The sequence below is a fragment of the Saccharibacillus sp. O23 genome (assembly GCF_002205895.1).
GTDB lineage: Bacteria > Bacillota > Bacilli > Paenibacillales > Paenibacillaceae > Saccharibacillus.
In genome coordinates this window covers 1-19,853 of sequence record NZ_NJDE01000020.1, presented here as the reverse complement: position 1 = coordinate 19,853, position 19,853 = coordinate 1, and the positions used below count along the sequence as shown (strand labels likewise).

18 protein-coding genes are annotated in these 19,853 nt (G+C 56.4%); 13 read left to right on the top strand and 5 right to left on the bottom strand.

What is annotated here, in order from left to right:
- Positions 1 to 242, bottom strand: a 242-nt coding sequence (locus CDO73_RS20865) for an SDR family NAD(P)-dependent oxidoreductase (RefSeq protein ID WP_143536159.1), incomplete at its 3' end; no start/stop codon positions are given.
- A 276-nt stretch (positions 243 to 518) separates the two neighbouring features.
- Here CDO73_RS20865 and CDO73_RS20860 point away from each other — a divergent pair.
- The 3 genes from CDO73_RS20860 to CDO73_RS20850 all read left to right on the top strand — a co-directional run bounded on the left by CDO73_RS20860 (position 519) and on the right by CDO73_RS20850 (position 2,924).
- Positions 519 to 1,013 carry a MerR family transcriptional regulator gene (locus CDO73_RS20860; protein ID WP_088490461.1) on the top strand — a complete coding sequence of 165 codons (495 nt, stop codon included), beginning with the start codon at positions 519 to 521 and terminating at the stop codon, positions 1,011 to 1,013.
- A gap of 245 nt (positions 1,014 to 1,258) precedes the next feature.
- The gene (locus CDO73_RS20855; RefSeq protein ID WP_088490460.1) at positions 1,259 to 1,819 is read left to right on the top strand and encodes an RNA polymerase sigma factor; all 561 of its coding nucleotides are present in this window, start codon (positions 1,259 to 1,261) and stop codon (positions 1,817 to 1,819) included.
- Complete coding sequence (locus tag CDO73_RS20850) at positions 1,794 to 2,924, top strand: DUF4179 domain-containing protein (RefSeq protein WP_088490459.1); 1,131 nt, start codon at positions 1,794 to 1,796, stop codon at positions 2,922 to 2,924. The genes CDO73_RS20855 and CDO73_RS20850 overlap by 26 nt, the downstream gene beginning before the upstream one ends.
- A gap of 42 nt (positions 2,925 to 2,966) precedes the next feature.
- Here CDO73_RS20850 and CDO73_RS20845 read toward each other — a convergent pair whose 3' ends face one another.
- A complete protein-coding gene (locus CDO73_RS20845) occupies positions 2,967 to 3,239 on the bottom strand; it encodes a hypothetical protein (protein WP_088490458.1) in 273 nt (90 codons plus the stop codon).
- 174 nt (positions 3,240 to 3,413) lie between these two features.
- Positions 3,414 to 4,295 (bottom strand): aldose 1-epimerase family protein, encoded by an 882-nt coding sequence (locus CDO73_RS20840; protein WP_256972794.1) that lies wholly within the window; start codon positions 4,293 to 4,295, stop codon positions 3,414 to 3,416.
- Between the two features lie 262 nt (positions 4,296 to 4,557).
- On the opposite strand from CDO73_RS20840, the gene CDO73_RS20830 reads away from it, so the two are divergent.
- The 4 genes from CDO73_RS20830 to CDO73_RS20815 all read left to right on the top strand — a co-directional run bounded on the left by CDO73_RS20830 (position 4,558) and on the right by CDO73_RS20815 (position 9,471).
- Positions 4,558 to 7,023 (top strand): glycoside hydrolase family 3 protein, encoded by a 2,466-nt coding sequence (locus CDO73_RS20830; RefSeq protein WP_088490455.1) that lies wholly within the window; start codon positions 4,558 to 4,560, stop codon positions 7,021 to 7,023.
- A 374-nt stretch (positions 7,024 to 7,397) separates the two neighbouring features.
- Entirely contained in the window at positions 7,398 to 8,129 is a 732-nt protein-coding gene (locus tag CDO73_RS27260) for a peptide-methionine (S)-S-oxide reductase (RefSeq protein ID WP_306437539.1), read from the top strand.
- Between the two features lie 99 nt (positions 8,130 to 8,228).
- Positions 8,229 to 8,960, top strand: coding sequence for a tetratricopeptide repeat protein (locus CDO73_RS20820; protein WP_088490453.1), 732 nt, complete (start codon positions 8,229 to 8,231; stop codon positions 8,958 to 8,960).
- A 40-nt stretch (positions 8,961 to 9,000) separates the two neighbouring features.
- Positions 9,001 to 9,471, top strand: coding sequence for a GNAT family N-acetyltransferase (locus tag CDO73_RS20815; RefSeq protein ID WP_088490452.1), 471 nt, complete (start codon positions 9,001 to 9,003; stop codon positions 9,469 to 9,471).
- Between the two features lie 134 nt (positions 9,472 to 9,605).
- On the opposite strand, the gene CDO73_RS20810 is transcribed toward CDO73_RS20815, so the two are convergent.
- The gene (locus CDO73_RS20810; protein WP_088490451.1) at positions 9,606 to 10,709 is read right to left on the bottom strand and encodes a Gfo/Idh/MocA family protein; all 1,104 of its coding nucleotides are present in this window, start codon (positions 10,707 to 10,709) and stop codon (positions 9,606 to 9,608) included.
- Positions 10,710 to 10,757: 48 nt separating this feature from the next.
- Complete coding sequence (locus tag CDO73_RS20805; protein WP_088490450.1) at positions 10,758 to 11,417, bottom strand: ThuA domain-containing protein; 660 nt, start codon at positions 11,415 to 11,417, stop codon at positions 10,758 to 10,760.
- Between the two features lie 154 nt (positions 11,418 to 11,571).
- Here CDO73_RS20805 and CDO73_RS20800 point away from each other — a divergent pair, with 154 nt between their 5' ends.
- The 6 genes from CDO73_RS20800 (at position 11,572) to CDO73_RS20775 (ending at position 19,790) form a co-directional block, all read left to right on the top strand.
- Positions 11,572 to 12,411, top strand: a complete 840-nt coding sequence (locus CDO73_RS20800; RefSeq protein WP_088490449.1) for an AraC family transcriptional regulator — start codon at positions 11,572 to 11,574, stop codon at positions 12,409 to 12,411.
- Between the two features lie 114 nt (positions 12,412 to 12,525).
- On the top strand, positions 12,526 to 13,791 hold the full coding sequence (locus CDO73_RS20795; RefSeq protein ID WP_088490448.1) for a hypothetical protein: 1,266 nt from the start codon (positions 12,526 to 12,528) through the stop codon (positions 13,789 to 13,791).
- 205 nt (positions 13,792 to 13,996) lie between these two features.
- The gene (locus tag CDO73_RS20790) at positions 13,997 to 15,286 is read left to right on the top strand and encodes a hypothetical protein (RefSeq protein WP_088490447.1); all 1,290 of its coding nucleotides are present in this window, start codon (positions 13,997 to 13,999) and stop codon (positions 15,284 to 15,286) included.
- Positions 15,287 to 15,442: 156 nt separating this feature from the next.
- Positions 15,443 to 16,726 carry an outer membrane protein assembly factor BamB family protein gene (locus CDO73_RS20785; RefSeq protein WP_088490446.1) on the top strand — a complete coding sequence of 428 codons (1,284 nt, stop codon included), beginning with the start codon at positions 15,443 to 15,445 and terminating at the stop codon, positions 16,724 to 16,726.
- A gap of 42 nt (positions 16,727 to 16,768) precedes the next feature.
- Entirely contained in the window at positions 16,769 to 18,058 is a 1,290-nt protein-coding gene (locus CDO73_RS20780) for a hypothetical protein (RefSeq protein ID WP_088490445.1), read from the top strand.
- Positions 18,059 to 18,479: 421 nt separating this feature from the next.
- Entirely contained in the window at positions 18,480 to 19,790 is a 1,311-nt protein-coding gene (locus CDO73_RS20775; RefSeq protein WP_088490444.1) for an outer membrane protein assembly factor BamB family protein, read from the top strand.
- Positions 19,791 to 19,853: the final 63 nt, after the last annotated feature.

Genomic DNA, 19,853 nt, shown 5'->3' with positions numbered 1-19,853 from the left:
TGCTTCAGCGGTTCGGCCAACAGGCGGAAGTCGGTCAGTTCGGCTCTGTGGATACGCAGCCTGCCGCCTCGGATCGCGGAGGCGATGGCGTCATCGTCCGCGGGAAAAGAAGAGCGGATCAAAACGGCGACCTGCCAGCCTTCGTTCAGAAGGCGGCGGGTCAATTCGAGACCGATGCCGTTGTTGGCGCCGGTGATCAGAGCGGTGCGTGTATTCGGGTCTTGAACAGGTAGAGCGTTCATAGGAATTCCTCCAATCGGATGAATGGCGAGAGCTTCGCCGATTGGGGATAGCGTATAACTTGGAGCCGACTCCAAGTCAATTCGCAATATTAGCGATTTTACTTGGAGTTAGCTCCAAGTCAAGCTGCAATTTCAGCAGATTTACTTGGAGCCGACTTCAAGTCAACCCGTTAAATTTCAATTTGACTTGGAGTCGGCTCCAAGATGTATGCTATATTCACCGTAGATATTCGGAACGGAAATCAAATCGATACAAAGGCAAAGGAGGCGGCCCAAATGGCGGAACAAGCTTATCGTTGGACGGAACAAGCGGCGGCGAGCGAAACGGAGAACGCGCAGCAGGAGGCTTACACGATCAAACAAACCTCGGAGTTGACCGGACTGCCGGAAGACACGATCCGTTATTACGAGAAGATCGGTCTGCTGCCTCGGGCCAAACGGCGCGCCAATACCCATCGCGTGTACGGGCAGGAGGACGTGCAGACGATGAAGCTGATCTTGTGCCTGAAGAAAACGGGCATGCCGCTGGAAGAGATGAAGCCTTATCTGGAGATGTCCCAGACCGGCGATCTGGCCGAGACGCCGGAAGCGTTCGAGCGAATCCGCGAATACCGCGCGACGGTACTGGAGCAGATCGAGTCGCTGCGAACGATCGTCGATTTTATCGATCTCAAGCTGGCTCAAGGCACGCTGCTCAACCGGCAGGATTGCGACGCGGACCCGCAGGAAGGCCCCGGACTGCCGGCCAAACGGGACAGCCGGTTTCGGTGAATCGCGTTCCGAGGCAAAGCATGTCGCATACTCGCGCACATTAGAAGTATACGTCTCGCAAAAGCGGCCTGACGGCCGCTTTTTTGCCGTGCGCGAAGCGGCAGGAAACCGAAGCCGCGCAGCCGATCGCCTGAACCGCAAACAACCCGGCGAGGCATACAACCGGATCTTTTTACCGGGAATCGCATCCCGCTGTCACGGATCGCCATCGGACGCAGTTATATAAGGTGAAAGGGGGCGGGAACATGAGCAAGCCTAACGGAGAAGAACTGCAGCAGGCGATCGAACGGATGCGCGGCGGCGAGACGGAAGCCTACGGCGAGATTATCCGTCACTTCCAGAAGTCGATCTACCTATACGCGATGTACCTGTTAAGAAATCGTCAGGAAGCGGAGGATGCCGCACAGGACATCTTTATCAAAGCATTCCGCAAATTCGATCAATATCGGGGCGGAGGATCGTTTTCTTCTTGGCTCTACAAGATCGCGTATCACCATTGCATGGACTTGCTGCGCAAAAGGAAACGAATCGACAAAGTGCTGAGCCGCTACATCCTGCAGAAAAAGCAGGAACTGCCGGCGCCTTCGACCTACGAAGACGAAATCTACGACATGCTGGATAAGCTGAACGCGGAGGAGAGGCAGATTCTGCTGCTTCGCGCGCTGGAGGAATACAGTTACGAAGAGATCGGCGACATTCTGGACATGAACCCGGTCTCGGCTAGGCAGAAATACGCCCGGATCCGTCAGAAGCTGCTGAAAAAAAAGGGGGAAAACCATAATGCCGACACCGTTAAGCTGGGATGAACAAGAGATGGACGAGCTGGAGCGCCGTATCCGCAATCATCCGGTTCCCGTCGACCTGGCCGAAAAAACGTTAAACCGCTGCCGAAACGAACAAATGGAACTGCCGATCCGAACAAGCCGAAGATTCCTCAAAACCAAGATCGGAGCGGCAGCCGCGATGGCCGTGGCGCTCGTGATTTGTTCGGGCTACGTCTCCCCCGCGATGGCGGCTTCGCTCAAGCAGGTGCCGGGAATCGCCAGCCTGTTCCGGTTCGCGGACGATCTCGGGCTGCGCACGGCGGAAGAGCAGGGGTTATTGACCGAAAACGATGCGGCAAGCACGCACGGCGGGATCACGCTCAAAGCGCCGGTCGCGGTCTACGACGGAACGCGCGTATCGGTGGGGCTCGAGCGTTCGTTCGAAAGCGAGTCGTCCGCGAACGTCAGTCTGCAGGAGCAGATGACGAGCGTGGAACTGCTGATCGACGGACAGAGCACGGATCGGTACGGGAAGGATATGGGACTCGGATTTTTCACCTTCCCGACGACCGACAAGAACGCCTCGATTATCGAAATGTCGGATTTGAAAAATCAAGGAGGACAACCGCTGCCGGATCGCTTCGAACTGACCGTGCGCGCCACGCTGGCCGGGGTCGACGAGCCTTTCGAACTGCGAATTCCGGTCGAACGCAAGGCCGATCAGTCCGTTGCCCTGCTTCCGGACGTTTCCCGGGAAGCCGACGGCTTGAGTTTTAAGGTGAATAAGGTCGAATTCACGCCGATCACGACCCAGATTACGACCGAATTGACGTTTGCGGACGACAACCGGATGGAAGACCGGGACCGCGCGGCGCTAGCGTATGACGTTGAAGACGAACAAGGACATAGTCTTCGAGTGCTGAGCGGAACGGGCCACCCCATCAGCGAAAACGTCATGGTAACAGACACTCGTTTTGAACCGTTCGCTTCGGTTCCGCATACCCTCGTGATCAAGCCTTTCCGGTATGTTTACCTTGAAGGAGGAGACGGGGCTTTCGCTTTGGATCAAGACGGCAATCCGAAGAAGATTTATTTGCCGGAACTCGAGCTTAAGATCGAAGTTCCGTCTGCGCCGGACAAAAAGTAGCGGGTCGATTCCTGCTAAAGTAGAACATGCGGTTTGGTGGGGTTACAGCGTCTTTTTCTCGTATCGGCCCAGACGGATGCTGTTGATCACGGCGCTATAAGCGGCGAGAACGACAAGGGCGATCACGGCGAACTTGACCCAATCGGGCATCGGATCGGTGCGGCCGAGGATGTTGTAGCTGCTTGTAACGAACACGATCAGAATGATCGATAGCCCGACATTTTCTTTGTGGTATTTCTCGAATTTCTGAACGATCCATCGGTAAGCCAGCAGCGATGCGATCATGACCACGGGAATCACGCTTAACAGGAGCATAACGACCTCCTTTTCCATATTCATCCTTCCGCTTCAGTCTAAAGGAAGCAGGCGGCTTCATCAACCCTTGCCGTATTCTCTAAATTCACCATGCCGCTCATAACGAAAAAAATCCGCGGACCCCGAGAAGGGTCGCGGATTTTTCGCGTTCCAAAAATCACTCCACCGAAAAAGTCACTCTACGTCGATGATCAGAGCCGCTTCGAAATACTCGCCCGGAGCCAGTTCGACCGCCAGTTCTTTGTCTTTCAGCTCGCCTTCGAACTTGTCCGCGTCGGCCAGACCGTGCCACGGCTCGATGCAGACGAACGGCGCGTTTTTCGGCTGCCAGACGCCCAGGTACGGGAAGTTTTCGGAAGCGACGCTGACGCGATGTGCGCTTTTGGCGCTCTGCAGCGTCACGCGATCCGACTTCACGTCGCGGAAGATCATGGCGCCTTCTTCGAACTGCGCGCGTGTCAGCGGCAGTACGGTTCCCTGCTCCAGCACGATCTCCGATTTGTCCGGAATCTGGATGTTGCCGCCCGTCACGAAGAACCGCTCCAGCGTCTCTTCGTGATTGAACGCCAACTCGTAATCTTCGAACTCCCCGTCGCCGCCGATCGGGCAGTTGAACGCCGGGTGCGTGCCGAGCTGGAAGTAGATCGGCTTATCGTCGTCGTTATCTACCCGGTACTGAATCCGCAGGCTCGAGCCTTCCAGCGTGTAGGTCAGCGTGAGCGCGAAACGGTACGGATAGATCGCCAGCGTCTCCTCGTCGGCGGACAGATGGAACACCGCGCGCGAATCGTCCGATTCGACCAGCCGGAATTCGCGATTACGGGCGAAGCCGTGATTTTTTAGCTCGTATTCGCCGCCTTCCGTCCGCATCTTCCCGCCGTAGACCGATCCGACGATCGGGAACAGTACCGGCGAACGGCCCGTCCAGAATTCCGCGTCGCCCGACCAGATGTATTCGATGCCCGTATCCTTGCGTTTGAAGCTGATCATCTCCGCGCCGAGCGGCCGAATCTCGACCGTGGCGTGCTCGCTGTTCAAGATGGCGTTCATGGACATGCATCCCTCCGATGATGGACGCGCACGCGGACCGCATACGCGCCGAATAGAATGATCGATCTGCAACCGTTTCTAGTCTATCAAAAAAGCGCCCCGCTTTAAAACGCCTTCGGCGTCTCCCGGCGGGCTTCCGGAGCGAAGATTGGCTATAATGGAAGAAAGCGCGCCGGCCGCCGCCGGTCCCTGCGGTCCCGGACGATCGGCCGTCAGGCGATATACGGCGAGCGGGCGCGGACAGCCAAACGAAAACGGAGGCGATTCCATGCACGAATCCACGCAAAACGATCCTCATTCCCGCCCGGCGGAGCCGGGAACGCCCGAACGTCACGAAGACCGAAACGGCGGCGTCGAGTTGACGTATATTCGCAACGCGGGCGGCCCGACGCTCGGCTTGTCGCCGCTGTCCGGCGTGGGTACGATCAAGCGGGAGGGGCTTTTTTTCAAAGACCTGAACCGCAGCGGCGAGCTGGAGCCTTACAAAGACTGGCGGCTTCCGGCCGCCGAGCGCGCCAAAGATCTGGCTTCCCGCATGACGCCCGAGCAGATCGCCGGCCTGATGCTCTACAGCCGTCACCAGTCGATCCCGGCGGGCAGCACCAACTGGATCTCTTCGACCTACGGAGGCCTGCCTTACGAAGAAAGCGGCGCGAAACCTTGGGATCTGACGGACGAACAGCTCGCGTTCCTGCAAGACGACCATCTGCGGCATATTCTGGTGACCAACGTCGAAAGTCCGTCGACCGCCGCGCGCTGGAACAATCTCGTGCAGGCCTACGCGGAATCGGTCGGACTGGGCATTCCCGCCAACAACAGTTCCGATCCGCGCCACGGCTCGGATTCCGATTCGGAATTTAACGCCGGAGCGGGCGGCGCCATCTCCATGTGGCCGGAGACGCTGGGCTTGGCCGCGACGTTCGATCCGGCGTCGGTGCGCCGTTTCGGCGAGATCGCCGCGCGCGAATACCGCGCGCTCGGCTTGACCACCGCGCTGTCGCCGCAGGTGGATATCGCGACCGATCCGCGCTGGTTCCGTTTTAACGGCACGTTCGGGGAAGATCCGAAGCTCTCGACCGATCTCGGCCGGGCTTATATCGACGGCTTCCAGACCTCGGAAGGCGAAGACGAGATCGCGGGCGGCTGGGGCCGGTCCAGCGTCAACGCGATGGTCAAACATTGGCCGGGCGGCGGTTCGGGCGAAGGCGGACGCGACGCGCATTACGCCAGCGGCAAATACGCGGTCTATCCGGGCGGACGGTTCGACGACCATCTGAAGCCTTTTACGGAAGGCGCGTTCAAGCTGGAAGGCGCGACCCGGCAGGCTTCGGCGGTCATGCCGTATTATACGGTCTCGTGGGATCAGGACACGGCGAACGGCGAGAACGTGGGCAACTCGTACAGCAAATATCTTATTACCGATCTGCTGCGGGAGAAATACGGATACGACGGCGTCGTCTGCACAGACTGGCTGATCACCGCCGACGAGAACGGGGAGAAAGATTCGTTTCTCAGCGGTAAGCCGTGGGGCGTCGAGCAGCTGAGCGTCGCGGAACGCCATTACAAGCTGCTGATGGCGGGCGTCGACCAATTCGGCGGCAACAACGAAGCGGGGCCGGTACTGGAAGCGTACGAGATGGGCGTGAGTGAACACGGAGAAGCATGGATGCGCGCGCGTTTCGAACAGTCGGCGGTACGTCTGCTGACCAACATGTTCCGGCTCGGCCTGTTCGAGAACCCGTATCTGGAACCGGAGGAGAGCGAACGGATCGTCGGCAATCCGGATTATATGCAGGCGGGATACGAAGCGCAGCTGAAGTCGGTGGTGCTGCTGAAAAACAGTCGGAAGAAGCAGGAGCAGAGCGGTGCGTCGGCGGTTTTCGGCGAGAAGCGCGGGGATCGGGAGACGGCGCAGCAGCAAGAGGAAGCGCAGAGCGGGGAGGATTCGGCGGCGTACGACGAGGCGGCCGAATCGGACTCGACCGAGAACGCGAACGTGCTTCCGCTGCGCAGAGGCAGCCGGATCTATATGCCGCAGCGCTATATCGCGCCGGGCCGCGATTGGTTCGGCAATCCGACGCCGGAGAAGACGGTCGATCCGCTGAACCGCGGCATCGTCGCCAAGTTCTTCGAGCTGACCGACGATCCGGCGGAAGCGGATTTCGCGCTGGTCTGCATCGAAGGACCGGACTCCGGCATGGGCTACAGCCGGGAAGACGCGGCGGCCGGAGGCAGCGGATACGTGCCGATCAGCTTGCAGTATCGGCCTTATACGGCGGAGACCGGCCGGGCGAACAGTCTGGCGGGCGATCCTCGCCCGAGCGACGTGCTGAACCGTTCTTATTTGGGCAAAACGGTCAAGACGCGCAACGAAGCCGACCTCGATCTGGTCTTGGACACGCGCGCCAAGATGGTCGACAAACCGGTCATCGTATCGATGCTACTGTCCAATCCGGCGGTCGTGGCGGAGTTCGAGCGCGAAGCCGACGCGATTCTGGTCAATTTCGGTCTTCAGGATCAGGCGCTGCTGGAGATTCTGTGCGGCGAAGCCGAACCTTCCGGCCTGCTGCCGATGCAGATGCCGGCGGATATGCGCACGGTGGAAGAGCAGCTCGAAGACGTACCGCGCGATATGGTCTGCCATGTCGATTCCGACGGCAATGCGTACGATTTCGCTTATGGGCTGAATTTCGGCGGCGTAATCGACGACGAGCGCGTGCGGAAGTACCGGTGAAGCGGGCTGGAGCGGGACGCGAGATCTAGCGGAGAATCGACGATAGAACATAGCGGCGGTGCGCGCAGATCGTGCGGCGACGTGACGAGAGAATGCGGCAGCGGCGTGCGAGAGTGTCGAACAGCAATACCTCGATAGAATATGGCTTTCAGGCAAGCGCAGGTTGTAAAAAATGCAAGATTATTCGTGCAAAACGGCCCATTCTTGATACTATGTTGTAGAAAATGCAGCATTGTGAGCGTAAGATGACCCAAAACATTTAAAAACTCCTGATAGGCTGCAAAAAATACAACATTGCGCGGAGTACTGCCTTTCTGCAGCCGAAATGTTGCAGAAAATGCAGCATGATTAAACGCAAAGGAGGCGCTGCGAACATGAGCCGCGAAAAATTGACGTTCGCGATGGGCTGCTTCTGGGGGCCAGAGGACCGGTTCGCCCGGATTCCGGGCGTAACGGGGACGCGTGTCGGTTACGCGGGCGGCGATGCCGCCGGCAGGCCGGAAGGGGGTGGAAGCAAGGCGGACTCGGCCGTGCAACCTGCATCGATCGAGCCGCAGGAAGCCGCTTCGTCGGGTGAAGAAGCGGCGGCCGGGTTCCCCGGCTGCGACGGCACAGTCCGCGAAGCCGCTCTACACGGCGAGAATTCCGAGCCGCCCAAGCCGTCCGAATCGGCTTCGCCGGATGCGGCGGCTCCGCTTTCCGAGCTGCCGGCAAACGCTTCGCCGGGCGATCGGCCCGAGCCGGCGCCGACCCACCGGCGGCTGCACGGCCACTCCGAGGTCGTGGAAGTGGAATTCGACCCGGAGGTCGTCTCGCTGGAAGAGCTGCTGCGGCGCTTCTGGAGCGAGCATAACCCCGCGGCGATCGAAGGCTATAAGCCGGAAGATTCCCGCTATCGCTCGCTGCTGCTCTATCGCGGCGAGGAGCAGCGCGCCGTCATGGAGCGGGTGCGGCGCGAGATGGCGGAGCAGGGAAAGTCCGGCGAAGCGACCGGGCTGAAGCCGCTCGGGCAATTCCATCCCGCGGAAGAGAAGCATCAGCGGTACGAAGAGAAGAAACGCCTGAGAAACGGCGGTTCGGAATCTCCGAAATACGGCGGCGGTTGAGCGAACAGGCCCGCCGAAACGCAAGAAATCCGCTAAAGCCGCTGCTCGCCGCAGGCGTTTTCGGGTACAATCGAGAGATCAGGAGGGGGAGGGAGCCGCATGAACCATTTCGAGAAGGGGATCGAGTGTTATAAACGAAGAGACTACCGCAGCGCCGATCTGCATTTCAAACAGGCGCTGTCGGAAAAAGGATTGCAGGTCGAGACTCTCGATTACCTCGGCCGCTGCCGCCTGATGTTGGGCGATTCGCGAGGCGCGCTGGATCTGTTCGACGAAGCGATCCGGATCGCTCCGGTCCGCGCGGATTCGTATGCGGGCAAAGCCCGGGCCGAAGCCGCGCGGAACCGTTACGAAGAAGCCGAAGCGTTGGCCCGCCGGGCGCTGATGCTGGACGCGGAATCGGCGGACGGTTGGTCGGTGCTGGCTTATGTCTGCGAGCGGACGATGCGGCTTCGCGAGGCGAAGTCGTGCTATCTGCGCGCGCTCGAATTGGAACCGAATCTGGAAGAAGCGCATGTGCATCTTGCCGTGGTCTATTATCAGCTGTGGGAGCCGTATTCCAAGTGTCTCGAACAGCTCGACCGGGCGCTGGACGTCAATCCGTATTCGACCGACGCGCTGTTCAACAAAGGGCTGATCTACAAAGACCTTCGGCGTTACGGCGCGAGCAAGACGGCGTTCGAGAAGCTGCTGGCGATCGACCCGGACGACCGCGAAGCGAATATGGAGTTGGCCGAGCTGTACAAGCGCGACCGGCAGTACAGCAAGGCCGAACAGTGTCTGAGCCGCGCGCGCAAGCGCAATTCGTACGACGGACGGGGACGCTCTTAGCGCGAGAACGAGAAAGCGAAGACAGGAGAGGAGACGGCGCATGATCGATTCGATACAAGTCCGGCAGCTCGCTTACGGCAGCGGCGAATACGAAGAATCGCTGCGATTAAGAAACGAAGTGCTTCGCCGTCCGCTCGGCATGGAGATCGCGAACGACGATCTGTCCGGCGATCTGTCCGCGCTGCATGTGGGGGCTTTTGCCGGGGAGCGTCTGGTCGGCATTCTGCTGCTCCGCCCGAAAAGCGCAGGCGTGCTTCAGATGAAGCAGGTGGCGGTCGACGAATCGCTGCGCGGACGGAGCGTCGGGCGAAAAATGGTCGAATACGCCGAGACGCTCGCGGCGGCGCAGGGCTGCGAAGAGATCGTGCTGCATGCCCGCGAAATCGCCGTTCCTTTTTACGAGAGACTGGGTTATGCGCGCGAAGGAGAACGGTTCGAAGAGATCGGAATCCCGCATTACGTCATGAGCAAGAAGCTTGGACGCCGCACGGATTCCGCGAACGCAAACTGATCTCGCGCAGCCAAGAATAGATAGGGAAATAAACAGGCAAGAACGACGCGAAAACGCCGAGGTCTGCGGAAGATGCAGACCTCGACGTTTCGGCGAAGTTCTTGTCTTTTTCGTGCGGACCGCGTCCGGCAAACTCAGTCCAGATAGCCTTTGATCAGTCCCGTCTTGAGCGGACGCGGCTGCTCGCAGCTCGATGTAAGCTCGGCGTATTGGCCGCTATCGGAACTGCTGTGGAACGCGTGCATGATGTCCAGCACATGGCTGGTCAGCTCGCCGTTTGCCCGCGGAACGCCGCCGTTGACGATGCAGTCGGCCATATCCGATACGCCGATCCCCCGGCTGTTGTCCGCGTACTGGTGCACCAGCGGGAACTCGCTGAATTCGGACGCGCCGGCCGGGCGGAGCGAGATCGGGCCGCCGAACGTGTTCGGGTCCGGTACGCGCAGCGTGCCGAGCGTGCCGTAGATCTCGATCGGCGGCAGCGAACTGCTCCACACGTCGAAGCTGGTGATCATCGTCGCGATCGCGCCGCTGCGGAAACGCAGCGTGCCCGCGATATGCGTCGGCACTTCCACGTCGATCTTCTCGCCGAAACGCGGCTGGCTGGTGATCGTGCGCTGCTCGAACGATTTGGCCGTCATGCCGGCCACCGTCTGCACGGGACCGAGCAGCGAGACGAGCGCGGTCAGATAATACGGGCCCATATCGAACATGGGACCGCCGCCCGCTTGATAATAGAACGCCGGATTCGGATGCCAGCTCTCGTGCCCGTGGCCCAGCATGAACGCCGTCGCCGCGATCGGCTGTCCGATATAGCCGTCGTCGATCAGCTTGCGGCACGTCTGAAGCCCCGCTCCGAGGAACGTGTCCGGCGCGCCGCCGAGCAGCAGACCTTTTGCCCGGGCCAGTTCGACCAAGCCGCGGCCTTCTTCCGGCGACAGCGACAGCGGTTTCTCCACATAGACGTGTTTGCCGCTCTCCAGCGCCAGACGGCAGATGCGGTAATGTTCGCCCGGCGTCGTCAGGTTCACGACCAATTCGACTTCTTCGCTGGACAGAATCTGCTCGGCCGTCCATTGGTTCGGAACGCCGTACTGCTGCGCGGCCGCGGCCATCCGTTCTTCGCTGAAGTCGGACACGGCGAACACTTCGGTGTTGGCGAACGTCCGGGTCAAGTTTTCCAGATAGATGCCGCTGATATTGCCGCAGCCGATGATACCGATTTTCACTTTGCGCATGGGGGTTCCGCCTCTCGCTCGTTTACTTGGTATTCTCTGACCCGTATCTTATTTCGCCGCCCAGATCATGCCTCGGCGCATCAGTTCTTTGGCTTCCGGGATATCGAAGATGTTGGCTTGGTGGCCCAACGAGTTGTAGAACACTTTGCCCGCGCCCCATCTCTTCGTGTAGACGACCGGCATCACGATCTCGCCGTTGGCCGAATGCGGGCCTTCGCTGATGCGGAACGTCGTCGTCGCCAGCACGTCCACCACCGGATCGACATGCAGATAATACTGCTCCGATTTGACATGGAAATCCGCCATGCCTTCCACGATCGGGCTGGACGAGGTCCGCACGATGCGCACGTCGTAATCGACGCCGTCGTTGAACGGATGCGCCACCCACTGCGATCCGGTCAAAAATTGCCATTCGACGCTGTTGCGGAACGAATCGCACATCCCGCCGTGGCAGCCCGCCATGCCGACGCCGGATTCTACGGCTTTGAGCACCGGCTGAAGTTGTTCGTTCGTAATCTCGCCCATCGTCCAGACCGGCACGATCAGATCCAGCGATTGCAGTTTCTCCTCGTCCAAGAACGCGTCCAGCGTATAGGCGATCTCCGCCTCGAAGCCTTCTTCCCGCAGGATTCCGGCGAATATGTCGGCAACTTCTTTCGGTTGATGGCCGTCCCATCCTCCGCTTACGATCAAAGCCTGCTTGCTCATGTCATCAAACTCCCATCCGGTTAAGTTAAATTGAATTCATGGTCGATGCGTATAGGCCTATTTTAAAGTAAGCCTTTTCAAGATGCGCGCCATTTTCGTTGCTCGAGTGGACGATTTTTGCTAATATGCGGGTATCAAAAAAGAGGGTGGTCGAATGAGGGCTTTTCACGAAAACCGAAGTTACGGCGAAGGTCTGCCTGTGCAGATCTCGCGGATTCGCAGCATGAATTTTCTCGCGCATTGGCATCACGATCTGGAATTCATCTACGTGGACGCGGGTTCGATTCAGATCGGCATCAATTCCGAGACGCGGGTGCTGAAGGCGGGAGAGTTCGCTTTTTGCGGCAGCGGGGATATTCATTATTACGATAACGGGAGCGCGGATTCCGAAGTGCTGCTGATCATCTTCAATCCGCGGTTGATCGGCAGCCCGGCCGGTTGGCCGGAACATCGGGGATTGTCGTCGTTCATTCCCGCTGCCCGGGGAGCGGACGCTTCCGCGGTCGAACGCGAAGCGCTGGAAGAGCTGGCGGCGGTGATGCGGCGGATCGAAGAGGAAGGCGGGAAGAGGACGGAACAATCCGATCTGATCATTACCGGACTGCTGCACATGCTCTGCGGATTAACGCTTCGCTATGTGCCGTCGGGAACTCCGGGGCCGAAGCGAAACGCCCGTTCCGCTTCGCATCTGGCGATGATGCAGGAACTGCTGCACGATCTGGAACGCAGCTGCGAACTTCCGCTGACGCTTCAAGACGGAGCGGACCGGGCGCGCATGAGCGTGTTCCATTTTTCCCGCTTTTTCAAGAACGTGACCGGCATGAACTACAACACGTATCTGAACGAACTGCGGATCGCCCGCGCGGAACGCCTGATCGTCGGCACCGACGAGAAGCTAATCGATATCGCGCTGGAATGCGGATTCGGCAACGTGCGGACGTTCAATCGGGTATTCCGGCAGCTTAGGGGCTGCACGCCTTCGGAATTGCGATAGCCTAAAAAGATAAAAAAATCTGAAAATAAAGAACTATTCCGCCCGGTTGTCCGTCATAACGGATAAAGGCGGGATTGAACGTCTGTCGTCATCCGAATAACGGGAGGATATAAGATGAAATTTCGTTTCAAACCGGCGCTGCTGAGTTTGGCTTTGCTGGCAGGAGCTGCCGGCGCAGGAGCGGACGCTCCGTCGATGCAGGCGGCCGAAGCCGAAGCAAGCGTGCTGCCGAAAGCGGACTGGGCCTATACGGTGCCGGAGAATCAGGATCTGGAATCCGGATTTGCTTGGGGAGCTCCAGCAGCCGGCCGACTGTATTTCGATGTATACGACAAAAGCGTCGGTAACGGAAGCCTGATTCAATCTTTTGCTCAGGATAACGGTCCCGCCCCTTGGATGTACGATTTCAGAGGCGATGCCGTCAATATGTCCCTTTATCGTGCCCCGGTCGTATCCGTCAAGAACGGCGATGTCTATTTTGCCGCCAAAAAGGACGCCGAGCAGCAGCACACGCTGTATGCCGTAAACGCGAAAGGCAAACTCAAGTGGAAAACCCCGGTCAAGCTCGAGGTCGACGGCAATTTGTTCGTGCGCGGCAGCGGCGACATCATGCTGTCTACCACGGCGCTGGATTTCAAGACCTCGACGGTCTACAACTTCGGTTCCGACGGCAAGCTGAAAAGCAAGAAAGTCGTGAACGGCGCGAAAACCTTTGCCCTTCTGCCCCGCGACTATGCGTCAGCGACCGGCGATAAATTGGAAGTGTACAAAAGCGCCGATAACCTCGACAAACCTCTCTGGTCCTATCCTTTGCAAGGAGGCCTGAGAGTCGCGGCCAATATTCGTTCGCTTGAAAGCGCGCCGGCGGTTTATCCGTTGAGCGGAGGCGGCACGCTGGTCGAATTCTCGAAAATCGAATTGAAAAAAACGACTAAACCGGGTGCCCAAGTCTATGATCCGGCCGATATCGACGAGATTCGCACATTGGCTTTGTTCGATGCGAAAGGCAGCAAGAAGTGGCAGCGTTCGCTTGCGAACGATTCGATCGTTTTGCCTGCGGATAACGGATTTTATTTGCAAAACGGCCAAAAGCTTGAGCTGTACGGAGCGGACAATAAGCTGCTGAAAAGCAAAACATTGGCCGAAAAAGAACTTTGGCTGAACATCGCGTCAGACGGCGATTTGGTGCTGGCAGGCAAAAAAGGCCAAGTTTACGTCTTGAATCCCCAAGACTTCAGTACCGTTTATGCCGTGCAAGCCGACCCCGGTCAAAAAACGGGAACGAAATACAGTTTCCTTTATGCGGGAAAAGGCAAACTTTATGTTCACGAAACCCAGAAAAACGGCGCGAAAAAGATTACGGCCTACTCTTTGAAATAAAGAAGCAAAACGAAAAGACATAAAACGTCATTCCTTATAGGAATGGCGTTTTTTGCACTTTATGAGAAAAAGTTGAAATTAATTTAAGTTTTTGCAAACCGTTTCGAAAGGTTATTCGTCTTTTTTACAGAATGTGCGGAATGAACGCGGCGCTTGAGAAACATAGCCGCCCGTGCATCACTCACAATCTCGGGAGGTAAACAAAATGAAAATTCGATTCAAAACGGCCGTTCTCGGCATGGCAGTAGTGATCGGCTTAACCGGAGGGAGCGCGGTAGGCGCTGCCGCCGCGGCACCGACGAGCGCAGCGGCGGCAACGAACGCTTCCGTTCCCGTTAACGCGCTGGCAAGTCCGGACTGGACGTATAACGTGCCGGCCGGCCAGAATATAGAAAGTCTGTTCAACAAAGCGACTACGCTCGGAAGCAACACTTATTTCCGGACGGAAAAAGGCGACAGTTCGTTCGTGGTCCAAGCTTTCGATCAGAAAAGCGGAGATCAAAAGAACTGGAGTTACGATTTCCGAGGCGGCGCGCAGAACTTCATGGGCGGCGGCATCGAGTACGGACCGAACGGGGACGTCTACTTCCTCAGCAAAAAGGGAGCGGAGAAAACCTTCACGATCCGGGCCGTCGACGCGCAGGGCAAGCTGAAGTGGACGAAGCCGGTGCAAGTGAATCTCGGAGCGCAGCTGCAAGCGACGTCCAAAGGCGACATCGTGGTGATCGACACTATGGAAGCTGCCAAAAAATCGCCGGCCGCAACGGTGTTCTATACGTTCGGCAGCGACGGCAAACTTAAAAGCGAGAAGAAAACGACCCAATCCGGCATCTTCAAAGTGCTGGATAACGGACAGGTCTTGAACTACGGAGCCAAAGTACAGTTGTATTCGAGCGTAAACGCTTTGTCCAAACCGGTCTTGAGCTACGCCGTACCGAAAAATCAATATCTGTCCTACGACTTCCTGAGCGATTCTTCGGATTACGCCGTGTACCCGCTGAGCGGCGGCGGAACGTTGATCGAATTCTACGAAGACAAAATCGAGGAAGTCAAAGGCGGAGGCATCGTCGACAAAGGCCCGGTTACGAAGCAGCCCGAACGTACGCTGATCGGATTCGACGCGCAGGGCAAAAAAACGTTCGAACGCGTGCTGGCCGACAAAGAGTCGATCGTGCCCGCAGGCAAAGGATTCGTGACGCAAAAAGAACAACATTTCGAAGCTTACGATCTGAACAATAAGCGTACGGGAACCGCCGAGCTGGAAGGCCGCGATCTTCTCATGAACGTCGCGCCGAGCGGCGAAATTACGGTCTCGAGCAAAAAAGACGGCAAATTCTATGCGCTTAATGCCGCGGATCTGAAAACGGTCCATAAATTCGATCTCAACGCCGGAGCGGACAAAGTCAAAGCCTACGCGTTCTACTACGCCGGAAAAGGCAGTCTGTACACGTTGGAAGCCGGAGAAAAGACGGTATCGCATTATACGTTAAAGTAAAATAGCGGAATAATAAGAATAAAAAACAAAAAAAGTTATTATTTTTTGCGAACCGTTTCCGATCGGCAATCGTCCCATATACAGAACGTGCGAAACAAACGCGGCGCAAAACGCCGCAAGTTTCGCGCAAAATTCAAACCTTTAGGAGGCAATGATATGAACTCCAGATTCAAACCGGCCGTTCTCGGCATGGCCGTCGTGATGGGCTTGACAGGCGTAAGCGCGGGAGGCGCTTATGCGGCGCAGTCGGAGAGCAAATTGGACTGGTCGTACAAAGTGCCGGCCGGGTTCGATATCGACAGCGGGTTCCGTTTCGGAACGTTTGCGGGCGACAATCTTTATCTTCCGGCAGTAGACGGATACAATTCGAAAATCGTGCAGGCGTTCGACCAAGAAAACGGGGACAAAGACAATTGGACCTACGATTTCAAAGGCGGCGCGAAAAACATGACATCCGCCAGCAGCACCGCCGTTCAGGACAAAGAAGGCAATTCCTACTTTTTGAGAAAAAAAGACGCGGATAAAAAGTACAAGCTGGAAGCGGTCGATGCGAACGGAAAGCTGAAATGGGCAAAAGAAGTAACCAGCGAGGCGGTAACCCACCTTTACACGATCGATAACGGAGACATCGTGACGACCGGCAGAACGGTTCCCGCCAAAGAAAGCGATGCTTACCAGACGTTCTGCGTCTTCGGCAAAGACGGGAAATTGAAAACCGCCAAGAAGGTCAAAGACTCTGACGTCAAAAATCCGGGGGTCTACTGGGAAGTTCTCCCCGACGGTCGGCTGTTCGCGAACGCTCCCAAGCTTCAAGTCTTCAAAAGCTTGAACGACATGAAGAAACCGATGGTGGAATATCAACTGCCGAAATGGACTTCCGTCGATTTCGACGTCCGGATTTCCAACTTCGGCAAAGCGATTTACGAGCTGGACGGAGGCGAGACGCTGATTCAGTTCCGTATCGAAGACGCAAGCGCCGTGCCTTTCAAAGAAGGTGCTCAAGAGGTCGACCTGAACCTGATCAAACAAAGCAAGACGGTCGCTTTGTTCGATGCTTCGGGCAAAAAGAAATGGGAACGCGGCTTGAAAAAAGGCGAAGAAACGATCCCGACGGCAAACGGTTATGTGCTGCAAAGCGGGAATAAACTCGAACTTTACGGCAAAGACAACAAGCTGAAAACCAGCCAAACCTTCAAAGGCAGCGATCTGTGGATGGCCAAAGCCAAAAAGACCGACGAAATCGTATTGACCAGCAAAAAAGACGGAACGTTCCTGGCATTGGATCCGAAAGATCTGAGCGTCAAATACGAGCTGGACATGAATAAAGTCTCGGAAAACAAATCGACCTATTCGTTCCTGTACGAAGGCAAAGGCGAACTGTACGTGCATGCGGTGGACGGCAACGTGAACAAGACCGTCTCCCGTTATTCGCTGAAATAAAACAAAAATCTCTTAAATAAACACAGAACGGAGGAATAAAAAATGAAAAAATTATTGAAACCGGTATTGTTCGGCATGGCGGTCACCATGGGCGTAAGCGGCTTCGGACCCGGCGGCGCCCATGCGGCGCAATCGACGAGCACGCTCGATTGGACGTATACGCTTCCTGCCGATCTGGATATGAATTACGGCGTTCTGGATAACGGAGCGTTCAGCGGCGATAATATCTACTTCTGGGCGATCCAAGAAGGCGCGGACGGCAACAAACTGGTCGTGCAATCCTTCGATCAGGAGAACGGAGACAAAGACAACTGGACGTACGCGTTCAAAGACAGTAAAGAGATCTTGAACAGCAGCGGACAGGTCTTCAGCGACAAACAAGGAAACTCTTATTTCTTGAGAATCGCTGCGGACGGCAAATACAAACTGGTCTCGCTGAACGCCGAAGGCAAGATCAGATGGCAGACGCCGCTCGGCGCGGGAACGGTCAAACAGCTCTACCCGGTGAATAACGGCGATCTGGTCGTGAGCGACAGCGTTCAGACCAAAAACTTCGAAGTCGTAAACGTCTTCTCGACGTACGGCAGCGACGGCAAACTGAAAAATACGAAACAAGTAAAAGCTTCGGATCTGGGCGACAAAAACGCGATGCTCAGCGTGCTGCCGGACGGACGCGTACAGGCGAAAGGCCCAAATAAACTTCAATTGTTCAAAAGCCTGAACGATCTGAAAAAGCCGGTACTGACGCATAACATCTCGCAGTGGACGAACATCGCGCTTAATAGCCGTACCGATCAGTTCGGCTCCGCGATCTTCACGCTGAGCGGCGGACAAACGCTGATCCGGTTCGATACGACCGATATGAGCGCCGTGTCGAATACGCCGAACGGTCAAGAAGTCGATTCGTCCAAAGTCAAACGTACGAATTCCCTGGTTCTGTTCGACGCTAACGGGAAGAAGAAATGGGAGCGCGCGTTGACGCCTCAGCAAGGACTCGTGCCGACCGCCGACGGATTCGCGCTGCAAACCGGCGGCAAGATCGAACTGTACGGCGCCGATAACAAGCTGAAAAACAGCAAAACCGTTCAAGGCGAAGACCTGTGGTTGGCCAAAGCCAAAACGACGGACGAACTGACGCTGACCAGCAGCAAATCCGGTCTGTTCATGACGCTCGATCCGAAAGACCTGAGCGTGAAGTACGAGCTGGATCTGAGCAAAGCTACGGAAACCAAAGCGCCGTATACGTTCTTGTACGAAGGTAAAGGCGAGTTGTATGTGCACGCCACAGACGCCGGCGGCAGCAAAACGGTCTCGCATTACAAGCTGAAATAAACATCGCGGCCGCGCGACAACGGCAGAATCGGATTTTTCGGCGACCTCCGCTCCCCCTCGCAGTCCCCGCTGCCGCCAAGCGGCGGCCGCCGGGAATCCGTTCTTCCGAACGTCTCTGACCGAACGTCCCTATCCGAAACGTCCGATCGAAACCTCCGTCCGTTCGGACGACGATTCGACCGATCTTGCGAACTCCCCGCTTTGCGAGTCGACAAAAAGCGCCCGGGCTATAAGCCCGGACGCTTTTTGTCGTTGCCTCTACTAATAGGTAGATATAAGTAAAGAAATTAAAAGAAATTCGCTTTTTTTGCAATCTTATTTCGGGACTTGCGCGTTCCTTGTGCAGAATGTGCGGAATGAATGCGGCGCTTATTTTCGACAGCCGCCCGTACATCACCCACAATCTTAGGAGGTATGCAAAATGAAATCTCGATTCAAACCGGTAGTTCTCGGCATGGCAGTAGTGATGGGCTTGACAGGCATTAGCGTAGGCGGGACTTATGCCGCGCAGTCGGACGGCAAATTGGATTGGTCGTACCAAGTACCGACCCAATTCAAACTCGATCGATTGTTCGATCTGGGAACTTTTGCGGGCGACAAGTTGTATCTTCCGACACTGGAAGGTCGCAATTCGAACATCGTGCAGGCATTCGGTCAAGAAGACGGAGACAAAAGCCGATGGACTTACGATTTCCAAGGCAGCGCGAAAGAAATGACGAATGTGACAAGCTTTGCCGTGCAGGACAAAGAGGGCAACTCGTACTTCTTGAGCAAAAAAGACGCGGATAAAAAATATAAGTTGGAAGCGATCGATGCGAACGGAAAGCTGAAATGGTCCAAAGAAGTCAACGATCAGGCGATCGGACATCTTTCGGTACTCGATAACGGCGACATTGTGGCGAGCGGCATCATGACGCTCCCCAAAAATGCCAAAGGCAGCCAAGGGACTCAAACGTTCTGCATCTTCGGTAAAGACGGCACATTGAAAGCCACCAAACAAGCGAAAGAAGCAAACAACCCAGGAGTCAATTGGCAAATTCTCCCTGAAGGTCGGGTATTAGGAAGCGGAAACGCAGCCAAAATCCAAGTGTTCAAAAGCTTGGACGATATGAAGAAACCGATTCTGGAATACGCCGTTCCGCAAAAACCTTCTGTTGATTTCTATATTGATTTTGATGTGCGCGTTTCTAACGCTATGTCTTTCCCGGCGGTTTATTCGCTTGGCGGAGGAGACACGCTGATTCAGTTTCGTATAGACGATATGAGCGCCGTACCGTTCAAAGAAGGTCAGCAAGAAGTCGACCTGAATACCGTCAAACAAAGCAAACTGCTGGTGATGTTCGATGCCAACGGCCAAAAGAAATGGGAGCGCCAACTGAATCAAGACGAAGGCGCTATGCCGACCGCAAACGGCTACGCTGTGCAAAGAGGCAGCAAAATCGAACTCTACGGCAAAGATAACAAGTTGAAAACAAGCAAAACGTTCAACGGCAGCGATCTGTGGATGACCCAAGCCAAAAAGACGGACGAAATTGTCGTAACCAGCAAAAAAGAAGGAACGTTTGCGGCGTTGGACCCGAAAGATCTGAGCGTCAAATACGAGCTGGATATGAAAAAAGCCGCCGACGCCAAATCGACTTATTCGTTCTTGTATGAAGGCAAAGGCGAGCTGTACGTGTATTCGGTAGACGGCAGCGGCAAGCAAACGGTCTCGCACTACGAATTGAAGTAACGGTCCGACAGGCAGGATCGGATCTCTCGGCGGCCCTTGTCCCCTCGCAGTCCCCGCTGCCGC